The organism is Pseudochrobactrum algeriensis, assembly GCF_018436245.1.
Taxonomy (GTDB): Bacteria; Pseudomonadota; Alphaproteobacteria; order Rhizobiales; family Rhizobiaceae; genus Pseudochrobactrum; species Pseudochrobactrum saccharolyticum.
In genome coordinates this window covers 148,389-168,276 of sequence record NZ_CP075360.1, presented here as the reverse complement: position 1 = coordinate 168,276, position 19,888 = coordinate 148,389, and the positions used below count along the sequence as shown (strand labels likewise).

Sequence of the window (19,888 nt, the reverse complement as noted above, 5' to 3'; positions counted from 1 at the left end):
CAAATGAGGTAACAAATGACTGAGCATTTTGCGACGTCCCCGTTTGGCGGACGAATGATGAATGCTGCGCATTTTCTGAGTTACGAGAAACTTTGTCAACAACAGAAAGAATTGCGTCAGAAACAGAGTGAAACTGAACAGGATCATTACGGCATTGATCGCTGGAAGCTGTTGCGTGCTTTAACAGAAGCCCGTGAAGCCTATCAGTTGTCTTCGCGCACTATTGCTGTGCTTGAAGCTTTGCTGAGTTTTTATCCCGATAAAATTCTCGACAGCCGCGTCGCGTTGATCGTCTTTCCGTCTAATCACGAGCTTTCCATGCGCTTGCGTGGAATGTCCGCACCGACAATCCGTCGTCATATTGCCATTCTCGTCGAGCTTGGTTTCATTTTGCGCCGTGACAGCCCCAATGGTAAACGTTTTGTGCGCCGCGACAGCAATGGTGAAATTGCCATGGCTTTTGGCTTTGATCTGTCACCGCTGACATTTAAAGCCTCAGAAATTGAAACCCATGCAAGTGAATTGCGTGAACAAGCACGTATCCGGCAGCAATTGCGTTTCAACATTACCATTCATCTCCGGGATATTTCCAAAACAATTCTGGCTGCCCTCAGTGAGGGAAGAGCAGGGGACTGGAATGCTCTTTATAATCAGTTACAGGCACTTTCCGGCCGCGTTGAACGCAACGGAACGCTTGATAATTTAGGCAAACGCGAACAGGCTTTGAGCATTTTGCGCCATAACGTGGAAAATCTTTATCTTTCAAAGGTTTCAGAACAAAAAATGAGCGGCAATGTATGCGAAAATGAGCACCACATTCAGAATTCAAATATAGAATCTTTTGATAGGAAACAGGTTCAAAAGCACGAAAACAATAAACCGGAGCCAATATTAAAAAATTTGCGGCATGACTCTAAAGCGCAAACTCATACCTCGACACCCGATCTTCAGGAAATTTTACAACATTGTCCGCAAATCAGCCATTACGCGCAGCATGGTATTCATCAATGGCGTGATTTAATCCTTACAGCAGGGCATATTCGTCCGATGCTCGGGGTTACCGCTTCTGCATGGCAAAAGGCTTGTGAAATTATGGGAGAGATTAATGCAGCGATTACACTTGCAGCAATCCTTGAACGCTCAGATAAAATACGCTCTGCCGGTGGATATTTGCGAAAATTAACCCAGCAGGCAGAACACGGCCAATATTGCATAAAACCCGCACTACGCGCCCTGTCAAATACGAGGCACTAAGCGTCTATTTTCAGACTGAATCCTTTGTTTGTCGCATTATCACAACCTGTCCAAGTTGATCTGATCTGCTTGGGAAATGCTCTGAGCGAAGGTCATTGTACCGACATAGTCGCTTTTTATGACAACAACGCGTTCAAACAATTGTGCGCAACATAAATTCTTATTTGCCTAAAGACGGATAAGGCATAGAGACAATCTGCATCACACACAGGCATAAAGAAGTTAAACTCATGGCAGAAAATCAGACCCGTTCACCCGGATCAAAACGCAAGAAAATCGTGCTGATTTCTCTGATTGCCGGTCTGCTAATCACAGGCCTGAGCGCTCTTGGTATCTGGCAGGTCAAACGACTGAGCTGGAAACATGATCTGATTGCCCGTGTCGAGCAAAATATCAATGCGGCCCCTGTGTCAGCCCCCGATATAAATGCCTGGCAAAATGCTGATAAGAAAGCTTATGAATATCGTGCTGTGACGCTCTCCGGTCATTATCTCAATGATAAGGAAATTGCCGTCGGTGCACTCACAGAGCGGGGATCCGGCTATTGGATTGTCACGCCTTTTCTGCGCGATAATGGCGAGACTGTCTTTATCAATCGCGGCTATGTTGCAAGTGCCAAGCGTGATCCTCTCAACCGCACAAGCGGTCAGATTGAAGGCGAAACAACTGTCACCGGCCTGCTACGCCTGACAGAGCCGAAAGGCTTTTTCCTGCGCCAGAATGAGCCGGAAAAGAATATCTGGTATGCCCGCGATATTGAGGCTTTTGCCAAACATGCCGATGTGAAGAATGTGCCGGATTATTTCATTGATGCGAATGGCGCCCAAAACCGTGCTGACCGGCCGGAAGGCGGGCTGACCGTAGTAAAATTTGCAGATAATCATCTGGTTTATGCACTGACGTGGTTTTCACTGGCATTGATGGTTTTGGGCATGGCCGTCTTCCTGATCCGGTATGAAGGCAAACCAAAATCGGAAGATGATGATTAAATTATATAATAATATCAATTGGTTAAATAAAACTCCCCCGCCATCAAAAAAGCAGGGGAGCCATCAATAAAAGCTGTTATTTGATCAGGCGGGCTTCACCGACATCAGCAGCGCTCTCTGACAGGCCGTATTCTTTGAGAATTTCGACCATACGACCGGATTTATGCAGCTCTTTGACCACATCATCGGCAGCAGCGAGCAGATCCGGATTGTTTTTGGAAAGCGGCAGACCGGCCTGCGCCGGATAGACAGAGCTTTGTACGCGCTCGTCTTTTTCTGAAACTTTAATCTGAACATCTTTCAGCGCACCGCCTTGCTGCGCGGCAGTACCAACAGCAACGCCGTCAATTGCGATCTCGATACGTCCGGCTTCCAGATCCTGATAAAGCGCAACATAGTTGTTATAGAGGCTGAGTTTATCGCCGAGAATGGCTTTCAACTCATTGACCCAGAGATAGCCCTGTACGGTTCCGACATTGCGGCCTTCAAGCTGGGCAACAGTAGTCACACCTTCTTTGGAATAAAGCCCCATCTGATCGAGATAGAGCGGAGCGGAAAGATTGACCACTTTCTGACGCTCGTCGGTACGGTAATAATTGCCGATGGCAATATCTGCACGACCGGAAACAACAAACGGAATGGCTGTTGCATATTCAACCGGTGCGATTTTGATCTTCAGGCATTCTTTGGCAGCGATTTCCTTGACGATTTCACCATCCACACCGCTGAGGTCGCTCTCGCCTTTAGGAATGGAAAAAGGAGGGAATGTCGGCGCTGCAATGGTCAGATAACCGGCTTCAACAGTGGTGATTTTATGCTGCGGTGTGCAATCCTGTGCAAAAGCAGCACCTGCCAGAAAAGTGCTGCTAAGACCGGCAGCCAGTGTGAGTGCAAAAAACTTATTCATGATTTCCCCTTTTTGTTGCTTATTTAATGCTGCGCACGGGCTTCGATGACGCCGACAATCAGCGTCGCCGGAATGCAAATGAGCAGATAGAGAAGACCAGCCAGGATCAGGGCTGGCAGATATTGGAATGTATTGGTTCCAATTTCATAGGCGCGGGCTGTCAGCTCCGGCAGCGCAATGGCAAAACACAAGGATGTGGTCTGAAAGATCAGGATGGCAAAGCCGAGCAGAGCCGGAATAGCGATACGCAGACCTTGCGGCACAACGATAAAGCGCATCATATCCAGCGGTGTCAGACCGATTGCCTGAGCTGCCTCACGCTGCCCAGCGGGGACAGATTGCAGACCGGCACGGATGATCTCACTGGTATAAGCACCGGTTGTCCAGCTCAGAGCCACAATACTGGCCGACCAGGAGGTCAGTGTCAGACCGGCTGAAGGCAGGCCGAAATAGGCAAATTGCAGCAGAACCAGAGATGGTGCGCCACGCCCCACTTCAACAAGCGTCAACGCAGCCCAGCGGGTTGGTTTTGCCTTGGACATTACGCCGAGCGACAGAAAAAAGCCCAGCGGGATGCCGATCAACAGGCTCATGCCAGTGACAATCAGGCTGATCCGCAGGCCGCTGAGCATTTGCGGCAGCCAGTTGTGAAATTGTTCCGCCAAAACCGGGATCATCGGGACACCTTCTTTCGCATACGCGCATCAATACCGCGCGACATCCACGCAACCGGCAGGCTGAGCGCGATATAGAGCAGGGCGACAAAGCTGAAGACTTCAAGCCCGCGATAGGTCGCCATAGAGGACTGATTGGCATAGAAGGTCATTTCAGAAACGCCGATTGTCGAGGCAATCGCAGAATCTTTCAAAAGACCGATGGCATAGGTTGCCATTGCCGGCAGGGCGACGCGGATAAGCTGCGGCATGATCACATCAATCCACATCTGCACCGGATGCATACCAAGAGCGGCAGCGCCTTCCCATTGACCACGATGAATGGAGAGAAGCGCGCCGCGATAAATCTCCGCCATATAGGCCGAAGCAATCAGACCGAGACCCGCCGCAGCAGCAGGGAAGGGGGCAACACGGAAATAACCGCTGCCAAGCCCGAAAAAGATCACAAACAGCCAGACAATCGGCGGAATACTGCGCACAAAGGTAATCAGCGCCATGGCTGAGTAGCGTAGCCAGTTGTGACGGGAAATACGCGCCAGCATCAGCGGTACGCCAAGAACAAGCCCGATCATCAGCGCCGCAGCCGTTAAAGCGATCGTCGCAGGCAAGCCTCTGATAATATTAAAGATAATATCCTGCATCAGCGATCTCTCACGGCATGCAGAAACCGGCGTGCACGTTCTGTCTGCGGATCACGCATAACGTCTTTGCTGATGCCGGATTCAATGATGTTGCCGTCTGCCATGATCATCACATGGTCGGAAACGCTCTCGGCAAAATGCATTTCATGAGTGACGACAATCATCGTCATGCCGTCTTGCGCCAGCTCACGCATGACCGCGAGAACCTCAAGACCCAGCTCCGGATCAAGCGCCGAGGTCGGTTCATCAAACAGCATGATTTTCGGGTTCAGTGCCAGTGCGCGGGCAATTGCGATACGCTGCTGCTGGCCACCGGAGCAGCGATGCGGATATTCGGCAGCCTTGGAGTCCAGTCCCACGCGTTTGAGGAGTTCAATAGAACGCTCATCGGCTTCCTGCTGCGAACGGCCGAGAACGCGTTTCTGTGCGAGCGACACATTTTCCAGCACATTCATATGCGGAAACAAGTTGAAAGACTGAAACACCATGCCTGCCGAACGGCGCAGATCGAGAATTTGCTTTTGGGACGGATGTTTCTCGGCAACAAGTTCCATATCACCGAGTGTGATGCGACCTTTATCCGGCACTTCCAGATAATTCAGACAGCGCAGCAATGTGCTTTTACCGGAGCCGCTGGGCCCGATAATAGCCAATACACCGCCCGGATTAACGCTTAAACTCACACGATTGAGTACTGTGAGAGCTCCGAAGCTCTTTTCAAGCGCTTCCACGCGCACCAGTGGCTTAATGTTATTTTGTGTCTGCTGCATTGCCTTTTCCGTCACCGCCGCCGGATAAAATCTGAGCGGCACTGAAATATGTTTCCCCGCAGGACGGCGGCGTGCTGGCAAAGCTGTTTTTTATTTTGCAATTGTTTACACCGTCCCGTGCTGAGAGCAGTGTGCCGCGTCGGATGCGCGTACCAAATCAAGAAAAGTGGCTAAACGACAAGATTTTCTTGATGATATTTTCAGGTGGAAATTCTGCTCAAAACGGACGTGTTTCAGCACGCAGCCGCTTGCGAAAAGAGCAGGCTGACAGGTGCAGACGCAAGATAATCTGAGGGCTTACTTATATATCGTAAGGCATGTCGCTGAAGGTCATTTCACGGCGCAGCATGGCTGACCAGTCTTCGCCTTTGATCCAGTCGCAAAAAGCGGCAATGGTTTTCACACGCCGGTAGCCGCGCGGCACAACCAGATAAAAACCCGGAATATCTTCTTCTTTCATGGTGCTCAGGGCATCAATGCCGAGCGGTGCGATCAGCCGCCCTTGGCGAAGATCATCCATCGCATCAATGGCTGAAACCAGCCCCATCCCCATGCCCGCCAGTGTGGCGCGGCGCATGGTGGCGGCATCCTGAAACTGCACATCGCCTTTGGCTTCTATATCCTGCAGATCCAGATGACGTAGTACCTTTTGCCATAGATTGGTGGCCAGAACCGGATGCAGCAACGTCATGCTCAACAGATCTTCCGGCTTGCACACCCGATGTGCGAGTGCCGGTGCACAGCAGATAATTTTGGGGTCACGCACCAGCAAAGTCTGGTCAAACTCTGTCCACTCGCCGAAGCCCCATTGCACGGAAACATCAATATCATCGCGGGAAAAATCGGGTATTTCCACCATAGTGGTGAGCTGCAATACTACACTGGGCATGGTGGTGCGGAATTGCTCAAGGCGGTCCATCAGATAGCGGGTGGCAAAATAGGGACTGGCATTGACATTGATGCGGTTGCGGTGACCGGTCTTGGTAACGCGACGCACACCTTCGGCAAATTCGTCAAAACCAGCCTGCACAAAATGCGCGAGCAGAATGGCCTGTTCTGTCGGGTCAACCATGCGGCCTTTGCGGTCAAACAGCATAATTCCCAGCGTGTCTTCCAGCAATTTGATCTGCTGGCTGACGGCTTGCGGACTGACAAATAGTTCATCAGCCGCCTTGCGGAAGCTGCGATAACGCATCACCGCATGAAAGACGCGTAAAGCATTGAGCGGGGGAAGGCGCGGCACCCTGTCATTCATGGTGTGTGACCATGTTTATAACGACCTGATTGATGTGCATTGCCTGCCTCCGCTCGCCCTTATGCTTGCTAGGGTCTATATCATATCACAGCCTTTTCAAGGAAAGGCTTATTGGCAATCACGCGCTCATAGCCGACTTCGGAGAGGTCAAGCGTGCGGAACGCATTATAGGTGATCAGCTCGGATACAGCGCGCCCTGTTGCGGGGCCTTGCTGCAAGCCGTGACCGGAGAAGCCATTGGCATAGATAAAATTTTCCACCTCAGGATGACGACCGACAATCAGATTATGATCCAGCACGTTGAAGTCATAATGCCCCGCCCATTGGTTCACCACTTTGATCGCCTCAAAGGCCGGTGAGCGTTCTGCAAGAGCCGGCCAGATGATCTCTTCAAATTCTTCATAACGCGGCGTGAAATCGTCCCAATCGACCGCAGGATCTTTCACTGGCGGACAACCGGTCAGGAAGAAACGGCCTTCAGGGCGGCAGAAAACACCGCTCGGATCAATCATCAGCGGCAGGCGACCGTCATTGACTGTGGCACTGCCTTCCGGTGTTTGTGCGCAGTCATAGACAAATAATGTGCGTTTGCGCGGTTCAACCGGCACGTCCAGCCCTGCCATGCGTGCGGTCAAAGCTGCACTGACACCGGACGCATTGACGATGGTGCCCGCTGAGATCATCTGACCGGATTTCAGTTCCACACCGGTGACACGATTGCCATCGCGCTGAATGGCTATCACTTCATCGGTGATATAATCGGCGCCGAGTTCACGGGCTTTGTTTTTAAAGCCATACATCAGGCCGGTATTGTTGAACCACCCTTCACCGGAGCGACCATAGGAGGCCAGCAGAATATCGTCTGTATTGAGATGCGGGAAAGCACGGCTCAGTTCCTCACGATCCCACAGCACCACATCGGCACCGCAGGCGATCTGCACTTCGTGATTTTCGCGTAAAGTCTGTACCTGATCCGGTGTGTTGGCGAGGAACAGATAGCCGCCTTCGTGGAATTGCGGGTCAGGCTTGTCACCGGCAACCTGCATCACCTCGGCAAAATTGCGGATAAATTCCGTGCCAAAACGGCTGATTTCCACATTAATCGGATTGGAAAACTGGTTGCGGATCGAAGAAGATGACAGCGAGGTGGCCGCGCGCACATAGGTCGGATCGCGTTCCACAACGAGTATTGAACCGTCAAAATCAGGATTCTGTGACAGGAAATAGGCGACCGAAGAACCGATGACCGCGCCGCCGATAATCACAACATCATAATGCTGTTTCATGATTTTGCCTCATCATCAGGATGGCCGATATCGACGAACCAGCCGCCGAGAAAACGGGTGGCAGGGGCATAAGGGTCAGAGCGTTTGGTGCGGCTCTCGACTGCGGCGCGATAGCTTTCCGTGTTGTCCAGCGGCTGGTAACCGAGATGGCCCGCCTTGCTGTTATCAACCGGCGAGACGCGGTTATCCGACATTCCGAAGCTGACAGTAAAACCAACGCGCGGTGCGGTGAGGGCGGCGGAAACGAGACGCACGCAATCGTCGAAAGACAGCCACGACCACAACATGCGGCGGTCTGCCGGTTCAGGGAACGACGAGAAAATGCGCAGAGCAACGGTCTCAATGCCGAATTTATCCCAATAGAGCCGCCCTAAGTCTTCGACGAAACATTTGGACAGACCATAGAAACTGTCAGGACGGTGCGGGGCATCCGCATCAATATGGGTTTCCAGCTCGTGATAGCCGATGGCATGGACGGAAGAGGCGTAAATTACACGCTTCACACCGTTTTTGCGGGCGGCTTCATAAATATTATAACTGCCCTGAATATTCGAGCGCAGAATACGCTCCCATGACACTTCCAGCGGCTCACCGCCGAAATGCAGGATCACATCCACGCCTTCCGCCAGTTTCATGATCGCATCGGCATCATCCAGATCGCAGATGACTGCTTCTTCATTCGGCTGCAGATCATTGATCGCAACGCGGTCTGTGAGGCGCAATTTACGTGCCAGTGGTGCCAAGCCGCGGCGCAGTTCAGTGCCGAGCCTTCCGGCAGCGCCGGTAATAAGAATTGTATCAAAATCCATGATTTATGCCTTTGATGCCGGTTTCAGACGTGCAACAGCACCGGCAATACGTCTGATAGCTTCACTCAGAACCTCATCAGAGGTTGCTGTGGAGATGCGGAAATAAGGTGACATACCGTAAGCGGCACCCGGTACAGCTGCGACATGGCCTTCATTGAGCAGGTAGTTTGCAACCGCCGTATCATCTCTCAGCACAGAACCGTCCGGACATTGCTTGCCGATCAGACCGGCACAATTGATAAAGGCATAGAACGCGCCTTCCGGCACACGCAGGCTCAAGCCTTCAATCGCATGAATGCCTTTAACCACCAGATCACGGCGGCGCTGGAAAGCATCACGGAAGGTGCGGATATGATCCTGCGACCCTTCAAGTGCCGCTGCGCCGGCAGCCTGCGCAATGGAGCAGACAGATGTGATCGACTGGCTCTGCACGGTGGCCATGGCTTTGATGAGGGGCAGCGGGCCAGCGGCATAGCCGACACGCCAACCGGTCATCGCATAGGCTTTGGACATGCCGTTGACGATCAGACTACGGTCTTTAAGCTGCGGGCAGGCTTTGGCAAAAGAGATAAATTCCAGCCCGTCAAAGATGATGTGCTCATAAATCTCGTCGGACAAAACCAGCACATGCGGGTGACGTTCCAGCACAGCGCCGAGCGCCTTGAGGCTGGCTTCATCATAGACTGCACCGGATGGATTGCCAGGTGAGTTGAGGAACAGCCATTTGGTTTTCGGCGTGATTGCCCGCTCCAGAATTTCCGGTGTCAGGCGAAACCCGTCTTCTTCACGGCAATGGGCAATCACCGGTTTGCCGCCGAGCAATTTCGCCATTTCCGGATAGGATACAAAATATGGTGTCGGCAGAATAACCTCGTCACCATCTTCCAGTGTTGCCATCAGCGCATTGAAAATGATCTGCTTGGCACCGTTGGAAACGATGATCTCATCAGTGGTATAATCCAGCCCGTTCTCGCGGGAAAATTTGGCGGTAATCGCCTTGCGCAGTGCCAATGTGCCGAGCGCTGCCGTATAGAGCGTGTCACCGGCTTTGGCCGCCTGATAGGCAGCCTCGGTAATATGCGCCGGTGTCGGGAAATCCGGTTCGCCAAGCCCCAGATCAATCACATCAATGCCTTTGGCACTCAGTGCTTTGGCGGCTTGTGAAACGGCCATGGACGCAGACGGTTTAACCGCTGCCAGCCGTGATGAAATATAGGTCATTGTCTCTCCTCCGTGACATAACCCTGAATTTTATCCTGCTCGTGTGCCTTTGCGCAGCGCTGGGCCGGATCGCCATATCCGCCGCCGCCTGGCAAGTTAAGCACCAGTCTTTTACCTGCAGGCACATGCTGCCAGCCTTTAGAGCGCATTGCGGTGCCGTCATCGAGTTTCACAGAACCTGCAGTCCCGTTTTGCCCGCCATTACGGCCGCGCGGCGCTTGTGTAACACGGTCAAACATTGCGGAAAAATCAAATTCATGATTATCCGCCGCACCGATTTCAATGACTTGTCCGAGACCGCCGCGGAACTCACCGTCACCGCCGGAATCCGGTCGCAGTTCTTTGCGCCAGATAATCACTGGCCCCGTATGTTCCGTGGCTTCAATCGGCATAGTGTGAACGCCGGACGGGAAGGCCGTTGCCGACAAGCCGTCAAGGGCAGGGCGCGCACCCATACCGCCGGAGTTGAACATCAGCACTTCGGCGTTCTGTCCGTTTTGTCCCGCCACAGGGCGTACGGAAATATGGATATTCCACAATGCACCAGCACCTTCAGCCATAATCTGACCCGGTAAAGCTTTGGCCAGAGCACCGAACACCAGATCCGGAACCATATGGCCGATCACATGGCGCAGGCTAACCGGCGCAGGGCGTTGCGCATTGAGAATATTGGTCTCGGATGACACGGTGAAGAAAGCCAGCGAGGCGGCATTGTTCGGAATTTCCGGTGCCAGCACGCATTTCAGCGCATAGGATGCATAGGCCTTGGTATAAATGATCGGAACATTGATACCCCAGCGGCTCATCGGGTCGCTGCCGGTGAAATCCACATTCACCAGACCATCTTTCATATCCACCACGGCTGCAAGACGGATCGGCTCATCATAACCATCTGTCATTAGCTCACTTGACCACGAGCCTTCTGGGAACTTCGCCAGACGTTCACGCATGGCATTGGTGGTGCGCGAGAAGATAAACTCGGACAGGTTATCAAGTGATATCAGACCGATCTCACGCATCATATCGACAAGACGGCGATGGCCGACTTCGTTACAGGCGGAGAGGGAGTAGAAATCGCCGATCACCTGATTAGGCTCGCGCACATTGGCACGCAGAATGCGGATCAGGTCTTTATTGACCGTGCCGCGTTCGGCAAATTTCATGATCGGGATCTGAATGCCTTCTTCATAGACGGATTTACCATCTGCGCCGAAACCACGACCGCCGACATCGACCACATGGGCGGTACAGGCGAAGAACGCGACCAGCTCACCATTGAGGAAGGACGGCGAAACCATCGTGATATCATGGAGATGGCCAGTGCCCTTCCACGGATCATTGGTGACATAGGTGTCACCCTCGAACATCTCTTCGCGCGGAATTTCATTGATAAATTCCAGCACCGCCTCAGCCATAGTATTCACATGACCCGGTGTGCCAGTGACTGCCTGTGCCAGCATTTGCCCTTGCGGATCAAAGACACCGGCAGAAAGATCGCCAGCTTCACGCACCGAAGTGGAAAAAGCGGTGCGCAGCAAAGTCAGCGCCTGTTCTTCCACCACGGAAATCAGGCGGTTCCACATGACCTGCATGCGGATTTCATCTAATTCACTCATGCGAATTTTCCTTTTTTCACCAGCAGAATTGTGCCGTCATGCTGGATAACCGCATCAAAAGGCGCGGTCACAATGGTGGAGGTTTCGCGCTCGGTAATGATCGCTGGGCCCGCTACTCGGTCGCCGGTCGCTAGAGAACCACGGTCAAAAATACCGGTCGGCAGCATCGCGCCATTGCTCGGGTCGAACACATCGCGTTGCTGAGCAGGGGCGATGACACGATCGCCATAGCTGACAGTGCCGCTTTGGGTGAAGTTTTGTTTCACTTCCACTTTGACCGACCATGTGACGATTTCAATTTCCGCACCTTCAATCGGACGGCCGAAGAAACGGGCGTAATTCTCAAGGAAACGCTCACGGATTGTCGCCAGTGCCTGATCGTTAAACGGCGGCTGCGGCGCGGTGACCGGAATTTCCCAGCCCTGACCGGCATAGCGCATGAAGGCGGTGACTTCGCGCTCCAGCGGCGCATCAGTGCCGCTGCGCACAAAGCTTTCCGCTGCCGTGCTGAGATCTGCCAGCGTGGCATTGACCGCATCGAGATTGATGCCGGATAATTTAGCCAGATGTGAAACCAGTGCTTCATAGCCGAACGGCGCTTTGAGAAAGCCGATAGCGGAACCGACCCCTGCGCCCTGCGGGATCAGACATTGCTCAACACCGAGCTTTTCACACAGACGGGCGGCATGCAAAGGTGCGGCGCCACCAAAGGCGATCATAATATTATCGGAGATGTTCTTGCCGTTTTCCACCGCATGAACACGGGCGGCATTGGCCATATTCTCATCGACCACTTCGCAAATACCGAAAGCAGCGGAGAGCGGTTTCAGATTGAGTTTGGAGCCGACATCTTTGTCGATGGCAGTTTCGGCATTTTGCACCGAGAGCTTAATCGCACCACCGGCGAAATTATCGGCATCGAGTTTACCCAGCATCAGATCGGCATCGGTAATTGCAGGACGGGTACCGCCACGCTGATAGCAGGCCGGGCCTGGTTCGGAAGCCGCACTTTCTGGGCCGGTCTGGATGCGTCCCATCGAGTCCACCCAAGCGATAGAACCGCCGCCTGCGCCGATTTCGATCATCTCGATCACCGGTATGGAGATCGGCATGCCGGAACCCTTGCAGAAGCGATAGGTGCGGGCGACTTCAAAAGTACGCGCGGTTTTCGGGACGAAATTTTCGATCAGGCAAATCTTGGCTGTGGTGCCGCCCATATCGTAGGAAACAACATTATCAATGCCGAAACGGCGGGCAATATCTGCGGCAAAGATCGCGCCACCCGCAGGGCCGGATTCGACCAGACGCACCGGAAATTCAGACGCTGTATCAACGGAAATCAGACTGCCGCCGGAATGGATCATGAATACAGGGCAGGTTGCTCCCATTTTTTTGAGCCGCACCTGCAAACGCGCAAGATAATCCGCCATTTGCGGACGCACATAGGCATTGGCGCAAACTGTGTTGAAGCGTTCAAATTCGCGCATTTGCGGCGAGACTTCCGCCGAAATGGAAATAGGTACAGAAAGTTTGCGCTGCAAAATCGCACGGGCGCGGCGTTCATGCTCCGGATTCATGTAAGAGTGGATAAAGCCGATGGCCACTGCGCCGAAACCACCTTCCAGAATGGCATCGGCGATTTCTTCCAGTTTCGCCTCATCCAGCGGCTGCAATTCCTGACCCTGTGCATTCATGCGGCCTTTGACCGTAAAACGATGTTCACGCGCAACCAGAGGGGCAGGGAGTTTCAGGTTGAGATCATATTGCTCGAAACGGTTTTCACTGCGCATTTCGATCACATCGCGATAGCCTTCGGTGGTCACAAAAGCTGTCTTGGCACCGCGCCGTTCAATCAGCGCATTGGTGGCTAGTGTCGTGCCGTGAATAACAATATCGAGCTCGGCAGGGCTGATGCCTGCCTGTTCCGTGACAATGCGGATACCGTCGAGAATAGCCTGTTCCGGTGCGGTATAATTGGTCAGAACCTTGGTGGAATAGAGCGTTCCGCGCATATCCAGTGCGATATCGGTGAATGTGCCGCCGATATCGGCACCAAGCCGGATGTCGTTTCGGGATGTCATGCCATTTCCTTCGCTGCCAATGCGGCGGCGCGCATCTGGCTTAATGTCTGGCGGGGTGTAAGGGCTTCCGGTGAAATATTGAGTTCCAGCACCGCGCCGGTTTTAGACGCCGCAGCACGTTCAAAAGCGGCGGCGAAATCTGCTGTGGTTTCGACTCGCTCCGCATGAAAACGGTAGGATTTTGCCAGTGTCACAAAGTCCGGATTTTCCATTGTGGTGCCGGAGACACGTGCCGGATAATTCTTTTCCTGATGGGCGCGGATCGTGCCGTAAATCCCGTTATTGAGAATGAGGATAATCGGCTGCGCACCGGCCTGCATGGCGGAGCCGAGTTCCTGACAATTCATCTGGAAATCGCCGTCACCGGCAAAGCAGACGACCATACGCTCAGGCTCGGCAACTTTCGCGGCAATCGCTGCCGGAACCCCATAGCCCATGGCACCGGATTGTGGAGCGAGCAGCCGTGCTTTGGTGCCGAATTTTGCAAACCTATTCGGCCAAACAGTGAAATTGCCTGCGCCATTGGTCAGGATTACATCTTCCGGCATGCGGTCGCGCAAATAGGTCATCACGGCAACCATATCCACCGGTGACGGCTGGGCAGGAGCATCAAAGCTGGCAAGATAGGCTTCACGGGCGGCTTTGCGCCAGTCTGCCCATGCACCGCTGACCGGTTGCAGGCTCTGGGCAAAACTGTTCGGACAGGCGTGAATGCCCAAATCCGGCACGTAGATTTTGCCGATTTCCGCATCGGACGGATGCACATGGATCAGCTTCTGCTGCGGCACCGGTACATTGAGCAATGTATAGCCGTCAGTGGTCATCTCACCAAAGCGGACATTGATCGCCAGAATAAGATCGGTATCACGGATCAGCGCTTTGACATGGGGCAGCATGCCGACACCGGCTTCACCGGTAAAGGCTGGCGAGAAATTATCGAACTGATCCTGATAGCGGAAGGCAGCAACCACCGGAATATCAGACTGCTCGGCGAAATTTTGCAGCGCAGCACGACCGGTTTCAGACCAGTTGGTGCCGCCCATTAAAATGACTGGTTTCTTCGCAGCTTTCAGCATTTGCTGCGCGGTCGCCATTGTTTCTGCCTGCGGGGCAGGGGAGGCGATTTTAGCCGGTGCGGTCAGTGGTGCTTTGTCTGTCAGGCTGGTCAGCATATCTTCCGGCAGTGCAATCACCACAGGACCCGGACGGCCGGTTGTGGCCACTGTCCATGCGCGTGCCAGAATTTCCGGAATACGCTCGACCTGATCGATCTGTACCGCCCATTTGGCAACTGTGCCGAACATTGCGCGGTAATCGATTTCCTGAAAAGCTTCACGGCCGGTCATATCGGTACCGACCTGACCGATGAACAGCAGCATCGGTGCGCTGTCCTGCATGGCCGTGTGCACGCCAATGGAGGCATTTGTGGCACCGGGGCCACGGGTGACAAAGCAAAGGCCGGGGGTATTGGTCAGCTTGCCATAAGCCGCAGCCATAAATGCAGCACCACCTTCATTCCGGCACAGGATATAATCCAGCTTGCCTTTGGTGTCGTGAAGTGCGTCCAGCACTGACAGATAACTTTCTCCCGGAACACCGAAACCCTTACGCGCACCAAGCGCGATCAGGCTTTCTACAAGGAGTTGTCCCCCGTTGCGCATAATGCCTTTACCTCCCGACATATAAACTCGCAAAAGCCGGAAATACGCATGACCGGCGGAGATTATAAATGCATGTCATGTCACGATCAAAAATCAAGAAAACACGTTAATCGACAAGATTTACTTGTCTGAATGACTGCGCAAAATATTTTGTGTCATTTGTCTGACATTCAGGCACTTTATGAGCCGGTTGATTTGTATCGGATCAAATCTCTGGCAGAAACAAAGCGTTGCGGATGAGGGGCATAATGCGCTCAGGAAATGAAAGCGGATCACTGACAAAACCGGCACAGGGTTCCTGTGCTGAAGTTTTCCGTGTGTTTCTCAAACTCGGGCTGACATCGTTTGGCGGGCCGGTTGCACATCTGGGCTATTACAGAGATGAGCTTGTTGTGCGCCGCAAATGGATGGATGAAGCAGGTTATGCCGATCTGGTTGCATTGTGCCAGTTTTTGCCCGGCCCTGCATCCAGTCAGGTTGCTTTTGCGCTTGGTCTTTTACGCGGTAATGGTCTTGCCGGTGGTCTGGCGGCTTCACTGGCCTTCACACTGCCATCAGCGCTCCTCCTTGCGGTTTTTGCAATGGGCGCAGCATCATTCACCGGTATCTATGCGGAAGGTCTGCTGCATGGTCTGAAACTGGTTGCCGTGGCAATTGTTGCACAGGCGGTCTGGGGTATGGCACGCAGTCTGACACCGGATAAGCCCCGCGTTTTCATTGCGCTTTCAGCAATCGCGCTTGTGGTTTTTGTGGCGGGAGCAATCGGGCAAATCGCGGCTATTACCGGCGGTGCCATGCTTGGTCTGTGGCTTTGCCGCGGAAATGGTGTGGTTGTGACCGGCAATCTGAAATTTCCCGTATCGCGCAGAGGCGGCTTTATAGCTTTGAGCCTGTTTGCGTTTTTATTCGCATTATTACCGGTGCTGACTGCCGTTAGTGGGTATCCGTCTGTTGCCGTGTTCGATGCTTTTTACCGTGCCGGTTCGCTTGTTTTTGGTGGCGGGCATGTGGTTTTGCCGCTGTTGCAGGCAGAAGTTGTAACTTCGCAATGGGTGAGCAAAGAGGCGTTTCTGGCAGGTTATGGACTGGCGCAGGCTGTACCGGGGCCGTTATTCACATTCGCAGCCTATCTCGGTGCGGTGATGCAACCGGAGCCAAACGGAATTGCCGGTGCTTCTATTGCTCTGATCGCGATATTCCTGCCGGGCTTGCTGCTTGTTTATGGCATGCTTCCGTTCTGGGACAGGTTACGTCTGCGCCCGACAGCACCGGCGGCAATGCGTGGTGCCAATGCAGCGGTTGTCGGCATTCTCGGTGCGGCACTGTATAATCCGGTATGGACAGGGGCGGTTTTTACCAATCAGGATTTTGCGCTGGCACTGACAGGGTTTTTACTGCTCACAGTCTGGAAAGTGCAGCCCTGGATTGTTGTCGTTTTGATGGCCTTTGCAGGAATGATGATGCCGCTTTTGCCGTTGTAATTGAGGTAGCAGATGGTTCGTTAAAGCTTTGAATAATCCCGACAGGTTCTTTGCAGCGCTATACTAGCTGGAGTTAAACCGGATGTGTGGCTTTCTTTGTCGGGTATGATCGGAATTTAGTGTGAAATTAGAGATACGTCTGGCAGCGAAAGCTGAGAAATCAATCATAAGCGCTTTCATGACGGAATATTTCGCCGAAATGCGTGCTTATGAAGAGACAGATGATGATTATCCATTTTTTGACTTATACTGGTCAGAAGCAGACAGATGGCCATATCTGGTAGCTTTTGAGGGAAAAGATATTGGTTTTGCCTTTATCAATAACTGGTCACCTTCCGGCAAAGGCACAGATTATTCGTTTGCGGAATTTTTCATTCTGAAAGTTTATCGCAAGCAGGGACTGGCACGCTATGCAGCTGCTGAGATTCTGCAAATGCATAGCGGGTTTTGGGAACTGCGTGTCGCGCCAAAAAACACAACTGCGCTCCATTTCTGGCAGGCTGTGATCAGATCAGCTCAAGCTGAAAATGTAGAAAAGCTTGAAACTGAAGAGGATCTGATTTTCCGCTTCCGGCCATTATAGCGGCAGCTTTTACGCTGATTTTTGTTCTGCTCCGTAGTTTCGGGAACTCTCAATACCTATATGCGTTCACACTATAACTGACGGGAGTTTGTTATGAGCGTGAAAAAGCTATTAATGGCCGCTATCGGCCTGTTCGCCGGATATAAATTATACAAAGCCGCTAATCCTAAAATTCCTGATAATGTGGTGCCGGTTACTGGTTTCGAACTCAATCGCTATCTGGGGAAGTGGTATGAAGTCGCTCGTGTAGAAAACCGATTTGAAAAAGGTCTGATTAAAACCACTGCTGAATATACACTCAATGGTGACGGCACCGTAAATGTACTGAATAGCGGCGTCGATGAAGTCTCCGGTCGGCATAAGCATGCATCGGGGACGGCTGTTTTTGTGCGCGGCCAATCTGAGGGTGCATTGAAGGTATCGTTTTTCGGCCCGTTTTATGGGGGCTATAATATAGTTTCTTTGGACGAGGATTATCGCTGGGCAATTATTGTCGGATCAAGCCAGAAGTATTTTTGGGTTCTCTCTCGCACGGCTGAAATACCAGAAGAGTTAAAAGACAGAGCGATTAAGGTTGCATCTGGGGTTGGTGTTGATCCTGATAATATTAACTGGGTACAACAATTTCAAAAATAAATGCTGTCCTGATCTTTTTTAAGACACAATCGCTCTCTATATACACAGCATAGACATTGCTAAGCAGCGCGTTTCTCACAGCGCTCGCAAATGTCTTCATTAATTTAAGCTTTTGACCACGGATGTACTGGCACTGGCAATTAATTGATGAGTAGGAAGGTCGGTGCATTTTTGCCCAGGCCTTTTTTATTGTCTGCATTTGAAATTTTACAACTCTGCATTGTGAAATGCACGAGAAACTATATTATCAGATCGGTATGTTGTTTCTTTTATATTTCTGAGGATAGAGTATATATAATTATGACATTGAATATAAATGATAATTTAATATCAGTTATTATGTTTTGTAAAAAATATTGCCTATATTTTTAATTAATTATCATTACCTGTTGCTATTTTACTATATGAATAATTGTCTTCTATAATGTAAAAATAATTATCAATAAATAAATGGGGACAATCATGAAGAGTATTATTCTGGCCTCCGCGCTGGCATTAACAGCAGGCTCAGCCTTCGCTGCCGATGCCGTTGTATATAATGATCCGGCACCTGCAGTTGTCGACACCTTCTCCTGGACAGGTGGTTATATCGGTGTGAATGCCGGTTATGCAGGCGGAAAATTCAAAACTGATTTCAACGAATTGCTTGGCGACGTTTCACTCAGAGGTAATGCCAGTGGTTTTATCGGCGGTGTTCAGGCCGGTTATAACTGGCAGTTTGACCAGACAGTTGTTGGTATTGAAACTGATATTCAGGGTTCGGGCGTGAAATCCGATTTTGATGTCAGTGTGCCGGGCGGTACATTGGTGAATCTCGGAACAAAGGTTAGCTGGTTTGGTACAACACGTGTCCGTCTTGGTTACACACCGGTCGATCGTTTTCTGGTCTATGCAACCGGTGGTGTTGCCTATGGTAAAGTTAAAACCTATGCGAACAACTATTTAGATGGCTCATCCCAGTCTGACACCAAAGTCGGCTATACGGTTGGTGCCGGTGCAGAATACGCTATTACAAATAACGTAACGTTGAAGACCGAATATCTCTATACCGATCTCGGTAAGCTCAAATTGGATTATGTTGATCTCGACAGAAGCTGGCGTATTGGTGAAGCCAAATCGCAGTTTCATACAGTTCGGGTTGGCTTGAACTATAAATTCTGAGGTTTTGGCTTCGTTTTTATTAACCCCGCTTTGGCGGGGTTTTTTATTGTCTGCTTGGCCTTGGCAGGCTTGGCCTTTGCGGCTTTTAATTTTTCCGCTTCTTCAGCGGCTTTTTTCGCTTCCAGAAATTTGTCTGCACATTTGTTCTTAGTCATTGCTGCATTGAGTTTCGCCTGACCTGTTTCATCAATGAGGGGTTTGGCGGTTTCGATGTTTCGGCACCATTCCAAATCCCTTACCTGCTGCGATACACAGCCAGTCAGTCCGAGAAGAGGGAGTGTAAAGGTTAGAGTGCGGATAAGTGAAAGTCTGGTTCGTACGCTCTCAGTCGGTTGATCCATGTTTCGCCCCTCAGTTATTTGCAGGAATTGAACAGCGACTTGCATAGTAAATCAAGAGCAATTCACGTGATGAGTGGCGACATAATCAAAACGGGATTTGTACCAATGCTGATTAACGGCCGTTTCTCATGATGAGCTGTTTGCAGGTTCTTGTGAAGTCTTCCAGCAGATTAACCTGATATCCGAACACAAGTACTTCACCTTTCCCGCGTGTAACAAAACCATCTTGCATGACAATTTTTTGGACGCGTTTTATTTCAGTGTATTTTATGCGGCATGTAGAGCCCGGCGTTGCTTTTTGTGTGAAAAATGTTCCGTCACTGAGTTGAATGCGCGGTGTAGAAAATTGAGCGTCCTTTTCTGTTTCAGTGGTCGTGCAGGCCGATATTAAGAACGAGAGCAAAATTAAGACTGTGTTACGAATATTCATTCATCCCCTCACAAAATTATAAAGTAAGGGCTTTCTGGTGAATAATTTCACCGCAGTCAAATTAATGTGATTATTTTTATCATATTAATTGT

The 19,888-nt window shown here is 51.5% G+C and carries 20 protein-coding genes; 7 read left to right on the top strand and 13 right to left on the bottom strand.

Annotated features, from left to right (window positions below):
• Positions 1-15 precede the first annotated feature (15 nt).
• Together repC and KHQ09_RS01005 are read left to right on the top strand one after the other, a co-directional pair.
• Positions 16-1,254: a plasmid replication protein RepC gene (gene repC / locus KHQ09_RS01010; RefSeq protein ID WP_213600113.1), complete on the top strand. Its 1,239-nt coding sequence runs from the start codon at positions 16-18 to the stop codon at positions 1,252-1,254.
• 230 nt (positions 1,255-1,484) lie between these two features.
• Positions 1,485-2,243 carry an SURF1 family protein gene (locus KHQ09_RS01005; RefSeq protein ID WP_213600112.1) on the top strand — a complete coding sequence of 253 codons (759 nt, stop codon included), beginning with the start codon at positions 1,485-1,487 and terminating at the stop codon, positions 2,241-2,243.
• Between the two features lie 76 nt (positions 2,244-2,319).
• Here KHQ09_RS01005 and KHQ09_RS01000 read toward each other — a convergent pair whose 3' ends face one another.
• Genes KHQ09_RS01000 through KHQ09_RS00985 form a run of 4 tightly spaced genes read right to left on the bottom strand, consistent with a single transcriptional unit; the run spans position 2,320 to position 5,235 of the window.
• Positions 2,320-3,150 carry a substrate-binding periplasmic protein gene (locus KHQ09_RS01000; protein WP_213600111.1) on the bottom strand — a complete coding sequence of 277 codons (831 nt, stop codon included), beginning with the start codon at positions 3,148-3,150 and terminating at the stop codon, positions 2,320-2,322.
• A gap of 23 nt (positions 3,151-3,173) precedes the next feature.
• Positions 3,174-3,824, bottom strand: coding sequence for an amino acid ABC transporter permease (locus tag KHQ09_RS00995; RefSeq protein ID WP_420832826.1), 651 nt, complete (start codon positions 3,822-3,824; stop codon positions 3,174-3,176).
• Positions 3,824-4,465 carry an amino acid ABC transporter permease gene (locus KHQ09_RS00990; protein WP_213600110.1) on the bottom strand — a complete coding sequence of 214 codons (642 nt, stop codon included), beginning with the start codon at positions 4,463-4,465 and terminating at the stop codon, positions 3,824-3,826. Before KHQ09_RS00990 ends, KHQ09_RS00995 begins: the two co-directional genes overlap by 1 nt.
• Positions 4,465-5,235 (bottom strand): amino acid ABC transporter ATP-binding protein, encoded by a 771-nt coding sequence (locus KHQ09_RS00985; RefSeq protein WP_075656879.1) that lies wholly within the window; start codon positions 5,233-5,235, stop codon positions 4,465-4,467. The genes KHQ09_RS00990 and KHQ09_RS00985 overlap by 1 nt, the downstream gene beginning before the upstream one ends.
• 71 nt (positions 5,236-5,306) lie before the next feature.
• Here KHQ09_RS00985 and KHQ09_RS00980 point away from each other — a divergent pair, with 71 nt between their 5' ends.
• Positions 5,307-5,528, top strand: a complete 222-nt coding sequence (locus tag KHQ09_RS00980) for a hypothetical protein (protein WP_213600109.1) — start codon at positions 5,307-5,309, stop codon at positions 5,526-5,528.
• An 8-nt stretch (positions 5,529-5,536) separates the two neighbouring features.
• On the opposite strand, the gene KHQ09_RS00975 is transcribed toward KHQ09_RS00980, so the two are convergent.
• The 7 genes from KHQ09_RS00975 to KHQ09_RS00945 all read right to left on the bottom strand — a co-directional run bounded on the left by KHQ09_RS00975 (position 5,537) and on the right by KHQ09_RS00945 (position 15,167).
• A complete protein-coding gene (locus KHQ09_RS00975) occupies positions 5,537-6,490 on the bottom strand; it encodes a LysR substrate-binding domain-containing protein (RefSeq protein ID WP_213600108.1) in 954 nt (317 codons plus the stop codon).
• A gap of 80 nt (positions 6,491-6,570) precedes the next feature.
• Positions 6,571-7,776, bottom strand: coding sequence for an NAD(P)/FAD-dependent oxidoreductase (locus tag KHQ09_RS00970; RefSeq protein WP_213600107.1), 1,206 nt, complete (start codon positions 7,774-7,776; stop codon positions 6,571-6,573).
• Positions 7,773-8,585 carry an NAD-dependent epimerase/dehydratase family protein gene (locus KHQ09_RS00965; protein ID WP_213600106.1) on the bottom strand — a complete coding sequence of 271 codons (813 nt, stop codon included), beginning with the start codon at positions 8,583-8,585 and terminating at the stop codon, positions 7,773-7,775. Before KHQ09_RS00965 ends, KHQ09_RS00970 begins: the two co-directional genes overlap by 4 nt.
• A gap of 3 nt (positions 8,586-8,588) precedes the next feature.
• Entirely contained in the window at positions 8,589-9,806 is a 1,218-nt protein-coding gene (locus KHQ09_RS00960) for a pyridoxal phosphate-dependent aminotransferase (RefSeq protein ID WP_213600105.1), read from the bottom strand.
• Positions 9,803-11,422, bottom strand: coding sequence for a hydantoinase B/oxoprolinase family protein (locus KHQ09_RS00955; RefSeq protein WP_213600104.1), 1,620 nt, complete (start codon positions 11,420-11,422; stop codon positions 9,803-9,805). The genes KHQ09_RS00960 and KHQ09_RS00955 overlap by 4 nt, the downstream gene beginning before the upstream one ends.
• A complete protein-coding gene (locus tag KHQ09_RS00950) occupies positions 11,419-13,503 on the bottom strand; it encodes a hydantoinase/oxoprolinase family protein (protein ID WP_213600103.1) in 2,085 nt (694 codons plus the stop codon). The genes KHQ09_RS00955 and KHQ09_RS00950 overlap by 4 nt, the downstream gene beginning before the upstream one ends.
• Positions 13,500-15,167, bottom strand: coding sequence for a thiamine pyrophosphate-dependent enzyme (locus tag KHQ09_RS00945; RefSeq protein WP_213600351.1), 1,668 nt, complete (start codon positions 15,165-15,167; stop codon positions 13,500-13,502). Before KHQ09_RS00945 ends, KHQ09_RS00950 begins: the two co-directional genes overlap by 4 nt.
• A 245-nt stretch (positions 15,168-15,412) precedes the next feature.
• Here KHQ09_RS00945 and chrA point away from each other — a divergent pair, with 245 nt between their 5' ends.
• The 4 genes from chrA (at position 15,413) to KHQ09_RS00925 (ending at position 19,025) form a co-directional block, all read left to right on the top strand.
• Positions 15,413-16,645, top strand: coding sequence for a chromate efflux transporter (gene chrA / locus KHQ09_RS00940; RefSeq protein ID WP_213600102.1), 1,233 nt, complete (start codon positions 15,413-15,415; stop codon positions 16,643-16,645).
• A gap of 121 nt (positions 16,646-16,766) precedes the next feature.
• Positions 16,767-17,228, top strand: a complete 462-nt coding sequence (locus tag KHQ09_RS00935) for a GNAT family N-acetyltransferase (RefSeq protein ID WP_213600101.1) — start codon at positions 16,767-16,769, stop codon at positions 17,226-17,228.
• A gap of 93 nt (positions 17,229-17,321) precedes the next feature.
• On the top strand, positions 17,322-17,864 hold the full coding sequence (locus KHQ09_RS00930; RefSeq protein WP_213600100.1) for a lipocalin family protein: 543 nt from the start codon (positions 17,322-17,324) through the stop codon (positions 17,862-17,864).
• A gap of 462 nt (positions 17,865-18,326) precedes the next feature.
• Positions 18,327-19,025, top strand: a complete 699-nt coding sequence (locus tag KHQ09_RS00925) for an outer membrane protein (protein ID WP_213600099.1) — start codon at positions 18,327-18,329, stop codon at positions 19,023-19,025.
• Here KHQ09_RS00925 and KHQ09_RS00920 read toward each other — a convergent pair.
• Positions 19,013-19,366 carry a hypothetical protein gene (locus KHQ09_RS00920; RefSeq protein ID WP_213600098.1) on the bottom strand — a complete coding sequence of 118 codons (354 nt, stop codon included), beginning with the start codon at positions 19,364-19,366 and terminating at the stop codon, positions 19,013-19,015. The two genes, KHQ09_RS00925 and KHQ09_RS00920, sit on opposite strands and share 13 nt — an antisense overlap.
• Before the next feature lie 112 nt (positions 19,367-19,478).
• Positions 19,479-19,796, bottom strand: a complete 318-nt coding sequence (locus KHQ09_RS00915; RefSeq protein ID WP_213600097.1) for a hypothetical protein — start codon at positions 19,794-19,796, stop codon at positions 19,479-19,481.
• Positions 19,797-19,888 lie beyond the last annotated feature (92 nt).

What these genes read in the sequence shown, in the direction of transcription:
- KHQ09_RS00970 (WP_213600107.1), bottom strand. Translation starts at nt 7,776, where the DNA reads ATGAAACAGCATTATGATGTTGTGATTATCGGCGGCGCGGTCATCGGT.
- KHQ09_RS00985 (WP_075656879.1), bottom strand. Translation starts at nt 5,235, where the DNA reads ATGCAGCAGACACAAAATAACATTAAGCCACTGGTGCGCGTGGAAGCG.
- KHQ09_RS00990 (WP_213600110.1), bottom strand. Translation starts at nt 4,465, where the DNA reads ATGCAGGATATTATCTTTAATATTATCAGAGGCTTGCCTGCGACGATC.
- KHQ09_RS00950 (WP_213600103.1), bottom strand. Translation starts at nt 13,503, where the DNA reads ATGACATCCCGAAACGACATCCGGCTTGGTGCCGATATCGGCGGCACA.
- repC (WP_213600113.1), top strand. Translation starts at nt 16, where the DNA reads ATGACTGAGCATTTTGCGACGTCCCCGTTTGGCGGACGAATGATGAAT.
- chrA (WP_213600102.1), top strand. Translation starts at nt 15,413, where the DNA reads ATGCGCTCAGGAAATGAAAGCGGATCACTGACAAAACCGGCACAGGGT.
- KHQ09_RS00975 (WP_213600108.1), bottom strand. Translation starts at nt 6,490, where the DNA reads ATGAATGACAGGGTGCCGCGCCTTCCCCCGCTCAATGCTTTACGCGTC.
- KHQ09_RS00925 (WP_213600099.1), top strand. Translation starts at nt 18,327, where the DNA reads ATGAAGAGTATTATTCTGGCCTCCGCGCTGGCATTAACAGCAGGCTCA.
- KHQ09_RS00965 (WP_213600106.1), bottom strand. Translation starts at nt 8,585, where the DNA reads ATGGATTTTGATACAATTCTTATTACCGGCGCTGCCGGAAGGCTCGGC.
- KHQ09_RS00930 (WP_213600100.1), top strand. Translation starts at nt 17,322, where the DNA reads ATGAGCGTGAAAAAGCTATTAATGGCCGCTATCGGCCTGTTCGCCGGA.
- KHQ09_RS00955 (WP_213600104.1), bottom strand. Translation starts at nt 11,422, where the DNA reads ATGAGTGAATTAGATGAAATCCGCATGCAGGTCATGTGGAACCGCCTG.
- KHQ09_RS00920 (WP_213600098.1), bottom strand. Translation starts at nt 19,366, where the DNA reads ATGGATCAACCGACTGAGAGCGTACGAACCAGACTTTCACTTATCCGC.
- KHQ09_RS01005 (WP_213600112.1), top strand. Translation starts at nt 1,485, where the DNA reads ATGGCAGAAAATCAGACCCGTTCACCCGGATCAAAACGCAAGAAAATC.
- KHQ09_RS00915 (WP_213600097.1), bottom strand. Translation starts at nt 19,796, where the DNA reads ATGAATATTCGTAACACAGTCTTAATTTTGCTCTCGTTCTTAATATCG.
- KHQ09_RS00960 (WP_213600105.1), bottom strand. Translation starts at nt 9,806, where the DNA reads ATGACCTATATTTCATCACGGCTGGCAGCGGTTAAACCGTCTGCGTCC.
- KHQ09_RS01000 (WP_213600111.1), bottom strand. Translation starts at nt 3,150, where the DNA reads ATGAATAAGTTTTTTGCACTCACACTGGCTGCCGGTCTTAGCAGCACT.